The sequence below is a fragment of the Streptomyces sp. NBC_00354 genome (assembly GCF_036106915.1).
Lineage (GTDB): Bacteria > Actinomycetota > Actinomycetes > Streptomycetales > Streptomycetaceae > Streptomyces.
Genome location: NZ_CP107983.1, coordinates 6540940 through 6553921, shown reverse-complemented (window position 1 = coordinate 6553921; position 12982 = coordinate 6540940). Strand labels below are relative to the sequence as shown.

The 12982-nt window shown below is 68.1% G+C and carries 11 protein-coding genes; 3 read left to right on the top strand and 8 right to left on the bottom strand.

Features of this window, described 5'->3' with window-relative positions; all coding sequences use genetic code 11:
* Window positions 1-99: 99 nt before the first annotated feature.
* The 3 genes from OHT74_RS30040 to arc all read right to left on the bottom strand — a co-directional run bounded on the left by OHT74_RS30040 (window position 100) and on the right by arc (window position 4014).
* Window positions 100-312: a ubiquitin-like protein Pup gene (locus OHT74_RS30040; protein ID WP_133898495.1), complete on the bottom strand. Its 213-nt coding sequence runs from the start codon at window positions 310-312 to the stop codon at window positions 100-102.
* Between the two features lie 175 nt (window positions 313-487).
* Window positions 488-1999 carry a depupylase/deamidase Dop gene (gene dop / locus OHT74_RS30035; RefSeq protein WP_030294331.1) on the bottom strand — a complete coding sequence of 504 codons (1512 nt, stop codon included), beginning with the start codon at window positions 1997-1999 and terminating at the stop codon, window positions 488-490.
* Window positions 2000-2247: 248 nt separating this feature from the next.
* The gene (gene arc / locus OHT74_RS30030) at window positions 2248-4014 is read right to left on the bottom strand and encodes a proteasome ATPase (protein ID WP_266630809.1); all 1767 of its coding nucleotides are present in this window, start codon (window positions 4012-4014) and stop codon (window positions 2248-2250) included.
* A gap of 265 nt (window positions 4015-4279) precedes the next feature.
* On the opposite strand from arc, the gene OHT74_RS30025 reads away from it, so the two are divergent.
* Window positions 4280-4600 carry a ferredoxin gene (locus OHT74_RS30025; RefSeq protein ID WP_266668616.1) on the top strand — a complete coding sequence of 107 codons (321 nt, stop codon included), beginning with the start codon at window positions 4280-4282 and terminating at the stop codon, window positions 4598-4600.
* A gap of 4 nt (window positions 4601-4604) precedes the next feature.
* Here OHT74_RS30025 and OHT74_RS30020 read toward each other — a convergent pair whose 3' ends face one another.
* The 3 genes from OHT74_RS30020 to OHT74_RS30010 all read right to left on the bottom strand — a co-directional run bounded on the left by OHT74_RS30020 (window position 4605) and on the right by OHT74_RS30010 (window position 7981).
* The gene (locus OHT74_RS30020) at window positions 4605-5207 is read right to left on the bottom strand and encodes a hypothetical protein (RefSeq protein ID WP_443047594.1); all 603 of its coding nucleotides are present in this window, start codon (window positions 5205-5207) and stop codon (window positions 4605-4607) included.
* A gap of 368 nt (window positions 5208-5575) precedes the next feature.
* Window positions 5576-6472 carry a tRNA (adenine-N1)-methyltransferase gene (locus tag OHT74_RS30015; protein ID WP_030016358.1) on the bottom strand — a complete coding sequence of 299 codons (897 nt, stop codon included), beginning with the start codon at window positions 6470-6472 and terminating at the stop codon, window positions 5576-5578.
* Between the two features lie 18 nt (window positions 6473-6490).
* Window positions 6491-7981 carry a site-2 protease family protein gene (locus OHT74_RS30010; protein ID WP_328621910.1) on the bottom strand — a complete coding sequence of 497 codons (1491 nt, stop codon included), beginning with the start codon at window positions 7979-7981 and terminating at the stop codon, window positions 6491-6493.
* Between OHT74_RS30010 and OHT74_RS30005 the strand changes: the two genes are divergently transcribed.
* On the top strand, window positions 7878-8786 hold the full coding sequence (locus OHT74_RS30005; RefSeq protein WP_266668615.1) for a RecB family exonuclease: 909 nt from the start codon (window positions 7878-7880) through the stop codon (window positions 8784-8786). The genes OHT74_RS30010 and OHT74_RS30005 overlap by 104 nt on opposite strands.
* A gap of 65 nt (window positions 8787-8851) precedes the next feature.
* Window positions 8852-9526, top strand: coding sequence for a response regulator (locus OHT74_RS30000; protein WP_266668613.1), 675 nt, complete (start codon window positions 8852-8854; stop codon window positions 9524-9526).
* 89 nt (window positions 9527-9615) lie between these two features.
* On the opposite strand, the gene OHT74_RS29995 is transcribed toward OHT74_RS30000, so the two are convergent.
* Together OHT74_RS29995 and OHT74_RS29990 are read right to left on the bottom strand one after the other, a co-directional pair.
* The gene (locus OHT74_RS29995; protein ID WP_266668611.1) at window positions 9616-11199 is read right to left on the bottom strand and encodes an ABC transporter substrate-binding protein; all 1584 of its coding nucleotides are present in this window, start codon (window positions 11197-11199) and stop codon (window positions 9616-9618) included.
* Window positions 11200-11280: 81 nt separating this feature from the next.
* Window positions 11281-12885, bottom strand: coding sequence for an ABC transporter substrate-binding protein (locus tag OHT74_RS29990; RefSeq protein ID WP_328621909.1), 1605 nt, complete (start codon window positions 12883-12885; stop codon window positions 11281-11283).
* Window positions 12886-12982 lie beyond the last annotated feature (97 nt).

Here is a 12982-nt window from a genome sequence, read left to right as displayed (position 1 = left end):
ATAATCCGCCCGCGGCCTGTCCTGCTTACATCGGGAACACCGCTTCGCGCCCTCGGACAACTACCCGCCCCCCACCTTCGATTCGAAGGTCAAATGGCCTTACTGGCCACCTTTCTGAACGAACGACCTCACGAAATCCTCAGCATTCTCTTCGAGTACATCGTCAATCTCGTCAAGTACCGAGTCGACGTCGTCGGAGAGTTTTTCCTGGCGCTCCTTGAGGTCGGTCGATTCCTCGACCGCCGCCTCCTCGACCTCCTCGGTCGAGCGCTGCGCCTTCTGCTGTCCGCCGCCGGTGTCCTTGGTCGCCATGTCTACCTCACCCCGCTCGGTTCGCACGCTCGTGTCGAGAGACCCCGGGATTCGGGATCTCTCAAGATCAGACCCTACGTCGGACCCTACAAGGAGGGTCCGGCATTCGTCCCCGCACTTTCATTAACGTGCGGGCTTTCTCATGATTCCCGGACCGGAGGACTTTCAGCCCCGCTCACTGCCCCGAAAGCACCCGCACCAGGTCCTCCGCCGTACGGCAGCGGTCCAGGAGCTCCTTCACGTGCTTGCGGGTACCCCGCAGGGGTTCCAGCGTCGGGACCCGCTGGAGGGAGTCGCGGCCCGGGAGGTCGAAGATCACCGAGTCCCACGAGGCCGCGGCGACGTCGTCCGCGTACTGCTCCAGGCACCGGCCCCGGAAATACGCCCGGGTGTCCTCCGGCGGCTTGCCCTGGGCGCGCTCCACCGCCGGCTCCTCCACCAGCCGCTTCATCTTGCCGCGGGCCACCAGACGGTTGTACAGGCCCTTCTCGGGCCGTACGTCCGCGTACTGGAGGTCCACCAGGTGGAGCCGGGCGGCGTCCCAGCCGAGGCCGTCGCGCCTCCGGTAGCCCTCGAGGATCTCGCGCTTCGCGATCCAGTCGAGCTCTCCCGACAGGCTCATCGGGTCGCTCTCGAGCCGGCCGAGCACGTCCTCCCAGCGGACCAGCACATCCTTGGTCTGCTCGTCGGCGTCGGAGCCGAAACGCTCGTCCACGTACTTCCTGGCCAGCTCGAAGTACTCCATCTGGAGTTGCACGGCGGTCAGGGTGCGGCCGCTGCGCAGCGTGATCAGGTGTTGCAGGTCGGGGTCGTGGGAGACTTGGTGCAGGGTGCGTACCGGCTGGTCCACGGCCAGGTCGACGTTGATGAAGGAGTCCTCGATCATCGAGAGGACGAGGGCGGTGGTGCCGAGCTTGAGGTACGTCGAGATCTCGGAGAGGTTGGCGTCGCCGATGATCACGTGCAGCCGGCGGTACTTCTCGGCGTCCGAGTGGGGCTCGTCGCGGGTGTTGATGATGGGGCGCTTGAGTGTGGTCTCGAGGCCGACCTCGACTTCGAAGTAGTCCGCGCGCTGGCTGATCTGGAAGCCGTGCTCGCGGCCGTCCTGGCCGATGCCCACGCGTCCCGCGCCGGTCACGACCTGGCGGGAGACGAAGAAGGGGGTGAGGTGGCGCACGATCTCCGAGAAGGGGGTTTCCCGCTTCATCAGGTAGTTCTCGTGCGTGCCGTAGGAGGCGCCCTTGTTGTCGGTGTTGTTCTTGTAGAGGTGGATGGGCTGGGCTCCGGGGAGCTGGGCGGCCCGTACGGCTGCCTCGGCCATGATCCGCTCGCCGGCCTTGTCCCAGAGGACGGCGTCGAGCGGGTTGGTGATCTCCGGGGAGCTGTATTCGGGGTGCGCGTGGTCGACGTAGAGCCGTGCGCCGTTGGTGAGGATGACGTTGGCGAGGCCGATGTCCTCGTCGGTGAGCTGGCTGTTGTCGGCGGCCTCGCGGGCGAGGTCGAAGCCTCGGGCGTCCCGCAGCGGATTCTCCTCCTCGAAGTCCCAGCGGGCGCGTCGCGCCCGGTGCATCGCCGCCGCGTAGGCGTTGACGATCTGGGACGAGGTGAGCATGGCATTGGCGTTCGGGTGGCCCGGGACGGAGATCCCGTACTCCGTCTCGATTCCCATTACTCGCCGTACGGTCATGCGGCCCTCCTTGCCCGGCGGCGCTCCCGTTCGGGAGCGGCGCTCAAGTACCGCTGGTGCTCCGGTGCGTGTGCGGTGCCCGTCCCCGCACTGCGCGAGCGGCGGTACGGAAGAGCCTAGAACCACTCCGCGCTGGTGGGGAGATCATTTCAGTCATTGACTTTGCCCCGTCACCGGCTGAAAAGAGCAGTCGGTAAAGCAGTCGGCTGCGGGTGCCCGGTGAGGGCATCCGCAGCCGCCCTGTTCGATCAGAGGTACTGACCGGTGTTTGCCACCGTGTCGATGGAGCGTCCGGTGTCTGCGCCCTGCTTTCCGGTGACGAGGGTGCGGATGAAGACGATCCGCTCGCCCTTCTTTCCGGAGATCCGGGCCCAGTCGTCGGGGTTGGTGGTGTTGGGCAGGTCTTCGTTCTCCTTGAACTCGTCCACGCAAGCCTGGAGGAGGTGGGCGACGCGAAGGCCCTTCTGGTTGTGCTCGAGGAAGGCCTTGATGGCCATCTTCTTCGCACGGTCCACGATGTTCTGGATCATGGCGCCGGAGTTGAAGTCCTTGAAGTAGAGGACTTCCTTGTCGCCGTTGGCGTACGTGACCTCGAGGAAGCGGTTTTCCTCGGTTTCGGCGTACATCTGCTCGACGACGGTCTGGATCATGCTGTGGACGGCGACCTCGGGCGAGCCGGAGTGCTCGGAGAGGTCGTCGCTGTGGAGCGGCAGCGAGGCCTTGAGGTACTTGGCGAAGATGTCCCGGGCCGCTTCGGCGTCGGGGCGCTCGATCTTGATCTTCACGTCGAGCCGGCCGGGGCGCAGGATGGCCGGGTCGATCATGTCCTCGCGGTTGGAGGCGCCGATGACGATGACGTTCTCCAGGCCTTCCACGCCGTCGATCTCGGCGAGCAGCTGGGGGACGATGGTGTTCTCCACGTCCGAGCTGACTCCGGATCCGCGGGTGCGGAAGAGGGATTCCATCTCGTCGAAGAAGACGATGACGGGGGTGCCCTCGCTGGCCTTTTCGCGGGCACGCTGGAAGACGAGGCGGATGTGCCGCTCGGTCTCGCCGACGTACTTGTTGAGGAGTTCGGGGCCCTTGATGTTCAGGAAGTAGGACTTCCCGGCGGGCTGGCCGGTCACCTCGGCGACCTTCTTGGCAAGGGAGTTGGCCACGGCCTTGGCGATGAGTGTCTTGCCGCAGCCGGGGGGGCCGTAGAGCAGGATGCCCTTGGGGGGCCGCAGTTCGTGCTCTTTGAACAGGTCGGGGTAGAGGTACGGGAGCTCGACCGCGTCGCGGATCAGCTCGATCTGGTCGCCCAGGCCGCCGATCTTGCTGTAGTCGATGTCGGGGACCTCTTCGAGGACGAGTTCTTCGACCTCGCTCTTGGGGACGACCTCGTAGACGTAGCCGGAGCGGGGTTCGAGCAGGAGGGCGTCGCCGGGGCGGATGGTGATGTCCAGGAGCGGCTCGGCGAGCCTCACCACCCTTTCCTCGTCGGTGTGCCCGACCACCAGGGCTCGCTCGCCGTCCTCGAGGATTTCCTTGAGGGTGACGATGTCCCCGGCCCGTTCGAACTCCATGGCCTCGACCACGTTGAGGGCCTCGTTGAGCATGACCTCCTGGCCGCGCCGGAGGTCTTCCGGTTCGACGCTGGGGCTGACGTTCACGCGGAGCTTTCGGCCGCCGGTGAAGATGTCGACGGTGCCGTCTTCGTTCGCCTGAAGGAAGACACCGAAGCCGGCCGGCGGCTGTGCGAGCCGGTCGACTTCCTCCTTGAGTGCGATGATCTGGTCGCGGGCCTCACGGAGCGTATTTGCCAGTCGCTCGTTTTGTGCGGAGACGCCGGCCAGGTTTGTCTGGAGCTCGACGATCCGCTCTTCGAGAATCCTCGTGTGTCGCGGAGAGTCGGCGAGCTTACGTCGCAGGACGGCGATTTCCTGCTCGAGATAGGCAACCTGGCCGGCGGGGTCCTCAGACCCTCGCCCCGGCCGGATGCCGCGGTTGTTGTCGTCGTCGTGGGCTGCCACGGTCCTCACCTCCTCCAAGGGGAGCTGGACGCTTCCTGACCCTACCTGGGCTGGTGGTGATTGAAACCCCTAGATCACAAAGACGGTAGGGGTGTGTCCGATCTTCACCCTTGCGTACTCCCTCACGCCAAGGAAATACCCACCCATCAACATCGGAAAGCGGCCGGTTGTAAGGTCGAACCGTTCAACACCCGTCAGGGCTCGCGCGACTTGCCGCGGGCTTGTGGCGGAAACGGATCACTGAGCGCAGGGAACGGCAGGAGATATGACCGTGCAGCAGGAGGCTTCCGCGGGCGGCGGCGGGCAGGCCGGCGAGCCGCTGGAGGTCTGGATCGACCAGGACCTCTGCACCGGTGACGGGATCTGCGTCCAGTACGCGCCGGAGGTGTTCGAGCTGGACATCGATGGTCTGGCGTACGTGAAGGGCCCGGAGGACGAGCTGCTGGTGGACGCGGGGGCGACCACTCCGGTTCCGTTGACGCTGTTGCAGGACGTGGTGGACTCGGCGAAGGAGTGCCCGGGTGACTGCATCCACGTGAGGCGGGTTTCGGACAGGGTCGAGGTGTACGGCCCCGACGCGGAGTGACGGTTCAAACACTCCTGGCGTCTGAGTTCGTCAGCTCCTGGCGGAATTTTCCGCCGCTCCAGCGCCACTTGGCGAGCTGTTTCACGTCGGGGCTGTAGCGCGGTACCTCGGGTGAGGAGTAGCCGAGGAGAGTGGCGGTGACGACTCCGTCGCGGATGGTGAGGTCGGTGGCGGTCTGTCGTTTTCCGGCCTCGAGGAGGGTGGCGACGACCCTGGGTGCGGCGCCGGGGGTCTTGTCCTGCGTGAGTACGTAGATCGCGTGGGGCGGGGTGCCGGAGCCGGCATCGCAGCGGACGGCGGCGACGGTTTCGGGGTGGCCGTCGCCGTCGAGGTCGCCCTGGGCGGTGGCCGTGACGGCCACGGGGAGGCCCTTGCAGTCCAGGGGGTAGCCGACCCCGGCCGGGTCGGGGGCGGCGGCCTGGGGGGCCTGGGGGCCGTTTGCGGGGGCCGTGGAGTGGCCGGTGGCGGCCGCGTCCGGCTGGACGAGTCCCGCGGCGGCGATGACGGCGGCCATGGCGGTGGCCGTGGCGAGCCAGTGGAGGGGCCCGGCGCTGCTGTGCGCGAGGGTTTCCAGTGTCGGCGTCAGCTCGGAGGGGCGGTGCGGCACGCGGGGTGTCTCCTGTGCGAACGGTGACGGGGAGCCAGCATCGTGCCACACCTCACACGGGGGTGGAACGGCCGGGTCCGCGTCGGCTGGGGCCGGTGTGGAGGACAACGAAAAGGCGCTGTGGCGCAGTTCCCGGTTCGTTCGGGGAACTGCGCCACAGCGCCTTGGTGTTGGGTGGGGCCGGGTGGCCTCGGTCGCCGGTGTCTAGTGCTGTGACCGGAAAGGTTCACCGGCCCGCGGCGCCCGGCACGGCACCTCGCCGCGTTGTCGGACCACGCAAGTACGTCCAGTACGAGTCGTGGCCCTCCGCCTTGCGATGCACCGCACCGGACGCCGCGGGCCACCGGCAAACCTTTCCGGTCACAGCACTAGGCGGACCGGTCGCTGCCGGGTCCGTCGTAGTCCTCGCCGTAGGCGCCCTTGGCGGGGCGGCGGCGGCGCATCGGGGGCTCGACGCCGTCCGCGAGGCGGCGGGCGGTGACGAGGAAGCCGGTGTGGCCGATCATCCGGTGGTCCGGGCGGACGGCGAGGCCTTCCACGTGCCAGTTGCGGATCATCGATTCCCAGGGCTGCGGTTCGGCGAAGCAGCCGATCTCGCGGATGGACTCGACGGTCTTGGACAGCTGGGTGGTGGTGGCCACGTAGCAGCAGAGGATGCCGCCGGGGACGAGGGCCTTGGAGACGGCCTCCAGGCATTCCCAGGGGGCGAGCATGTCGAGGATCACGCGGTCGACGTCGGTGTCGGACAGGTTGTCCTGGAGGTCGCCGACGGTCAGCTGCCACGCGGGGTGGGGGCCGCCGAAGTAGCGCTCGACGTTGGCGGTGGCGATCTCGGCGAAGTCCGCGCGGCGCTCGTAGCTGTGGAGCATGCCCTGGTCGCCGATGGCGCGCAGCAGGAAGCTGCTCAGGGAGCCGGAGCCGACGCCTGCTTCCACGACGCGGGCGCCGGGGAAGATGTCGGCGAAGGCCAGGATCTGGCCTGCGTCCTTGGGGTAGACCACGGCGGCACCGCGGGGCATGGACAGGACATAGTCGGGGAGCAGGGGGCGCAGCGCGAGGTACGCGACGTTCCCCGTGGTACGGACAACACTGCCCTCGGGAGCACCGATCAGCTCGTCGTGCGGGAAGGAACCCTTGTGGGTGTGGAAATTCTTCCCTGCTTCGAGCGTGAACGTGTAGTGGCGGCCCTTGGGGTCGGTGAGCTGAACCTGGTCCCCGACCTCGAAGGGCCCGCGTCGGCGGGCGGCACCGGTCGGTTCGGACATGTGACCAGTGTATTGGCTTCAGGACTGGGGCCGCGCCATGGCCTTCACGAAGGCCCTTTCGACGTCGAGGGTGGAGAGGACGCCGTAGATCGCGCCGCCGGGTTCGACGACGAGGTATTCGGTGGCGGGGGTGGCGCGGAGGTGGTCGAGGAGTTCTTCGCCGGAGAGTTCCGCGGAAACCTTCATTCCGTCGGTGAGTTCTTGCGCGAGGGTGCTGACGTCGACCCAGGGGCGGCGGTGTTCGGGGACGGAGGCGATGGCGGTCTCGCGGACGATGGAGAGGGGGTCTCCGTGGCCGTCGACGATGACGATGGCGCGGGCGCCTGCTTCGACGGCGCGGCGCAGGGCTTCGGAGAGGGGGGTGGTGTTCTCGACGGGGACGGCGCGGCGGGTGAGGGTGCGGGCGCGGAGTTCGGGGAGGTGTTCGCGCAGGCGGGCCATGCGCAGGCTGTTTCCGGCGCCGGTCCAGATGATGGCGGCGAGGATCGCGGCGAGCAGGGCGTCCATGACGGTGTTCATTCCGCCGATGTCGTCTGTGCCCGGGCCGAGGACGCCGGTGTGGGTGAGCATCGGCAGGCCGAGGAGGACGGCGACGGCGAGGACGCGGCCGACCCAGGCGGCGGCGATGGTGCCGGTCATGGGTTTGCCGGTGATGCCCCAGATGACGGCGCGGAGCATGCGGCCGCCGTCGAGGGGGAGGCCGGGGAGCAGGTTGAAGGCGGCGACGAGCAGGTTGGAGATCATCAGGCCGGCGAGGAGGACGCCGGGGACGCTGGCGGGGTCGACGAGTTCCATGCCGAGGTAGAAGGCGCCGGCGAGGAGGAGGGAGAGGAGGGGGCCGACGAAGGCGAGGACGAATTCGCGGCCGGGGGTCTCGGATTCCTTCTCGATCTCGGAGACTCCGCCGAAGAACTGGAGCTGGATGCGTCGCACGGGGAGTTTGTAGCGGAGGGCGGCGACGGTGTGGGCGAGTTCGTGGACGAGGACGGAGGCGTAGAAGGCGACGGCGAAGAAGAGGGAGACGAGGTAGCGGGCGGGGCCGAGGTCGGGCAGGACGCGGTCGAGCTGGTCGCCGAAGACCCAGGTGATGAGGGCGGCGACGAGGAACCAGCTGGGCGAGACGTAGACGGGGACGCCGAAGGGGCGGCCCATGAGGATGCCGCCGCCCGGTCCGGGGCGCTTGGCTGCGCGCTCGCCGGTTTCGTCGGTGTCTGCCACGGGTGTCCTTCGTTCGGTGCTGTCCGGCGGGGTGCGGCCGGCGGTGCTTTCAGTGTGGTTCAGGCGCACGGTCGGTGCGGGGCGGGGTGCGTGGTGGCGCGGTGTGATGCTCCGATCATGCAGTGCGAGGGGGCTCGGCGTCGATGGTATGCGCGCGCTGTCGGTGGCGGGTCGTAGGGTTTTGTCCATGACGACGAGCCCCGGTCCGGTTCCTGGCGCAGCCGATGCCGATGCAGCGCCGAGCGCTGTGGCGCCTACTTCGCTGTCCCCTTCGCGGGCGAGCGATTTCATGCAGTGCCCGCTGCTGTACCGGTTCCGGGTGATCGACAAGCTGCCGGAGAAGCCGAGTGCTGCGGCGACGCGGGGCACGCTGGTGCATGCGGTGCTGGAGCGGTTGTTCGATCATCCGGCGCAGGAGCGGACGGCGCCGCGGGCGAAGGCGCTGGTTCCGGGGCAATGGGACCGGTTGCTGGAGTCGAAGCCGGAGCTGGTGGAGCTGTTCCCGGAGGGGGACGAGGGGGCGGGGCTGGCGCGCTGGCTGACGGAGGCCGAGGCGCTGGTCGAGCGGTGGTTCACGCTGGAGGACCCGACGCGGCTGGAGCCGGTGGAGCGGGAGTTCTTCGTGGAGACGGAGCTGGAGTCGGGGCTGCGGCTGCGCGGGATCATCGACCGGGTGGATGTGGCTCCGTCGGGTGAGGTGCGGATCGTCGACTACAAGACGGGCAAGGCGCCGCGGCCGGAGTACGCGGAGGGTGCGCTGTTCCAGATGAAGTTCTATGCGCTGGTGGTGTGGCGGCTGAAGCAGGTGGTGCCGCGGCGGCTCCAGCTGGTGTATCTGGGCAGTGGGGACGTGCTGACGTACGACCCGGTGATCGCGGATCTGGAGCGGGTGGAGCGCAAGCTGCTGGCGCTGTGGGAGGCGATCAAGGAGGCGACGGAGACGGGCGAGTGGCGGCCGCGGCCGACGAAGCTGTGCGGCTGGTGCGATCACCGGGCGGTGTGTCCGGAGTTCGGGGGAACTCCCCCGGCCTATCCTCTGATGATCATCCCGAGGCCGGGGGCGGAGGCGGGGGCGGGCCGCCCCGAGGAATCCTGACGGGCCGGTCGGGGCAGAATGGGCGGCGTCCGTCGTTGCCGCCGTACGAATACGAGGTACCCCCTGTGGCGATCCGCGTCCTACTGGTCGACGACCAGCCGCTGCTGCGCACCGGCTTCCGGATGATCCTGGAGGCCGAACAGGACCTGGCGGTCGTCGGGGAGGCCGGGGACGGTCTGCAGGCGCTGGACCAGGTGCGGGCGCTGCAGCCCGATGTGGTGCTGATGGACATCCGGATGCCCCGGATGGACGGGGTGGAGGCGACGCGGCAGATCACCGGTCCGGGCCGGGACGGGCCGGCGAAGGTGCTCGTGCTGACCACGTTCGATCTGGACGAGTACGTGGTGGAGGCCCTGCGGGCGGGGGCGAGCGGGTTCCTGCTGAAGGATGCGCCGGCCGTCGAGCTGGTGCAGGCGATCCGGGTGGTTGCGGGCGGCGAGGCGATGCTGGCGCCGAGCATCACGCGGCGGCTGCTGGACAAGTACGCGGGCCACTTGCCGTCGGGCGACGACAGCGTGCCGGACACCTTGGGGACGCTGACCGAGCGGGAGGTCGAGGTGCTGAAGCTGGTGGCGCGGGGCCTGTCGAACGCGGAGATCGCGGCGGACCTGTTCGTGAGCGAGACGACGGTGAAGACGCATGTGGGGCACGTGCTGACGAAGCTGGGCCTGCGCGACCGGGTCCAGGCGGCGGTGTACGCGTACGAGAGCGGTCTGGTGCGGCCGGGCGCGGGGCAGTAGCGCGCCGGGCAGGACCGGGCCGGGAGCGGCCGAAGGGGCCGGCAGCCGCACGATGCGGCTGCCGGCCCCTTCGCCGTACCGGGTACGGGTCAGCCCTTGCTGATCTCCCAGAAGCGGAAGACGGTGGAGGCGTCGAGCGACCACTGCAGGCCCGTCACGTTCTGGCGGGTGACGGCGTACTGCTTGCCCTGCCAGAGCGGGAGGATCGGGACCTCGTCGGCGACGATGTCCTGGAGGCGGTTGTAGTCGACGGTGGCCGCGGTGCGGTCGGACTTCGTGGAGGTCGACGGGATGATGGTCCCGGTGATCTCCTTGTTGTCGTAGTTGTTGCGCAGGACGTTGTCCGGGCCGAAGAACGGCTGCGTGAAGTTGTCGGCGTCCGGGTAGTCGGGGACCCAGCCCTTCACGTACACGCCGTACTTGCCGTCCTGGATGTCCTTCTCGTACTGCCCGAACTCGACGGACTTGACGTCGGCCTCGAAGAGCCCGCTGTCGTTGAGCTGCTTGGCGATGAGCTGGAATTCCTGGTCCGTGGACGGGCCGTAGCGGGTGGGCGTCGAGTACAGGGTGATCTTCACCTTGTCCTTGATGCCGGCGGCGCGCAGGACGGCTTCGGCCTTCTTCGGCTGCGGGCTGCCGCCGTAGCGGTCGAAGAAGGCGGTGTTGTGGGAGCCGATGCCGGCCGGGACGATCGAGTACAGCGCGGTCGCGGTGCCGTCGTAGACGTCCTTGACGAGCGCTTCGCGGTCTACGAGGTAGGCGATGGCCTTGCGGATGGGGAGCTTTCCGGCGACCGGGTCGTTCATGTTGAAGACGAGGTGCTCGACTTCGGCGCCGGTGCCCTGGACGACCTCGACCTTGTGGTCCCCGGTCTTGGTGGAGGACAGGCTCGCGATGTCCTTGGCGGCGAGGCCGCGGAAGGCGAAGTCGACCTCGCCGCTTTCCAGGACCCTCTTGAGGGCGGCCTGGTCCTCGTTGAAGAACTTGAGGGTGACGCCGGTGTTCTTGGCCTTGGCCTTGCCGCTGTAGGAGTCGTTGACGGAGAAGCTTGCGCTCTTCTCGTTCATCGAGTCCAGCTTGTAGACGCCGGAGCCGACGGCCTTGCCGTCGGCGCGGAGCTTGTCGGCCGGGTACTCGCTGTGGTCGACGATGGAGCCCGCGCCCGATGCGATCTTGCTGGGGAAGGTCGCGTCGGACGTCTTGAGGCGGAAGACGACGGTCTTGTCGTCGGGGGTGTCGATGCCGGCGATCGACGACAGCATCACGGAGGGGCCGTTGGCGTCATTGATCTTCAGCGTGCGCTCGAAGGAGAACTTGACGTCCTTGGAGGTGAGGGCGTGGCCGTTGCTGAACTTCAGGCCGGTGCGCAGGGTGCACTTGTAGAGCTTGCTGTCGCCGCCTTCGAAGTTGCAGGCCTGGGCGGCGTCGGGCTCGGGGGTGGTGCCGCCCTTGGGGAAGCTCAGCAGGGACTGGAAGACGTTGTTGAAGAGCAGCCAGGACCCCGGGTCGTAACCCGATGCGGGGTCGGTGGACTTCACCTTGTCGGATATGCCCATGACCACACCCTTGCCGCCGCCGGCGGTGGGGCTGCCGGTCGAACCGCAACCGCTGAGCAGCGCGGCGGCGGTGGCTGCGCCGAGCGGGGCCGCCAACCACTGGTTACGTCGATTCACGCGAACGTCCTTCACAGTCTCACTGTTTCGTTCCGCCGGCCTGCGACACCCGCCGCCGGTTGCTGCCGGTTGCTGCCGGTCTCAGCCGCTGACACCGCGGCCGAGTTCCCACAGCTGGAGGTCGGAGATGGCGTTGACCGACCACTCCACTCCGGTGATCCCGTCGCGTGCGGCGACGTACTGCTTGCCCTGCCACAGCGGCAGGACGGGCACGTCCTCGGCGACGATGTCCTGCATCTCCGTGATCGCGGGGACGGCGACGTTGCGGTCGACGGCGCGCCGGGAGTCGGGGATGAGCTTGGTGCGCACCGCGGCGTTGGCGTACGGCGTGCCCAGGAAGTTGTCCTGCTCGAGGAAGGGAGCGAGGAAGTTGTCGGCGTCGGGGTAGTCGGGGAACCAGCCGAGCCCGTAGGCGGCGTAGTCGCCCTTCTTCTGCGCGGGCCGGAAGTCGGACCAGTCGGAGCCCTGGACGGTGACGTCGAACAGCTGGGTGGAGTTCAGCTGGTTCTTCAGGGTCTCGAACTCGGTGGCCGTGCCGTCGCCGTAGTGGTCCTTGGTGTAGTTCAGCGTCAGCTTGACCGGGGTCTTGATCCCGGCGCTCTTCAGCAGGTCGGCGGCCTTCGCGGTGTTGGCTTCGCCGTACTTGTTGAAGAAGGAGTTGACGTGGCCCGTCAGGGTGGTGGGGACCAGCGAGTACAGGGGCTGCGCGGACTTGCCGTAGACCTTGTCGATGATCGCGTTGCGGTCGACGGCGGCGGCGAGGGCCTGGCGTACGGCCTTGTCCTTGACGGCCGGGGCCTCGGTGTTGAAGCCGATGTAGCGGATCTCCAGGCCGGGCATCGGGACCAGCTTGACGCCCTTGGGCGGCTTGGCGGCGAACTCGGTGATCTGGGCGGGCGACAGGGTGCGGGAGACCATCTGGATGGATCCGGCGGTGAGTGCCTTGCCCATGGCCGCGGAGTCGTTGAAGGTGCGCAGTTCGACCTTGTCGTTCTGCAGCTTGAGGTCGCCCTTGTAGTGCGGGTTCTTGCTGAAGACGGCGCGGACGAGGTGGTCGTCCTTGACCTCGGCCTTCATCGTGTACGGGCCGGAGCCGTCGACGGAGAAGCCCTCGCGGAGCTTCTTGGCGTCGTAGTTCTTCTCGCTGACGATGCCGGCGGCGGGGGTGGAGAGCTTCTGCGGGAAGGTCGCGTCGGGGGTCTTCAGGTGGAAGACGACGGTGTCGGCGGCCTTCACCTCGACGGTGTCGACGGTGGAGAGCAGCGAGGAGGGGCCGTTCTCGTCCTTGATGGCGAGGACGCGCTCGATGGAGAACTTGACGTCCTTGGCGGTGAGCGGCTGGCCGTCGGCGAACGTGAGGTCGGGCCGCAGGGTGCAGCGGTAGCTCTCGTTGCCGGTGTCGGTGAAGCGGCAGTCGGAGGCTGCTTCGGGGACGGGCTGGCCGCCGCCGCGGGGGGTGTGCATCAGCGTCTGGACGGTCTGCCGCAGGACGTTCCAGGCGCCGGCGTCGTAGGCGTAGGCCGGGTCGAACGGTGCGGGAGCGTAGTCGGCTGCCTCGAACCGGTCGGTGGTGCCGACGACGATCGCTCCGGATCCTGCTCCGCCTCCGCTCGTGCTGCCGCATGCGGCGAGCGCGGGGGTGAGCAGTCCGGCCGCAGCCGTCAGCACCAGGGTCTTGCGGTTCATGCTGGAAGTACTCCCTTGACCGGCACTTGCTCAAAGCGGCGTAAAGGGCACTTCGCGGCGGTCGCCCGTTCAGGGCGGAACGATCGGGCCGGTGTTG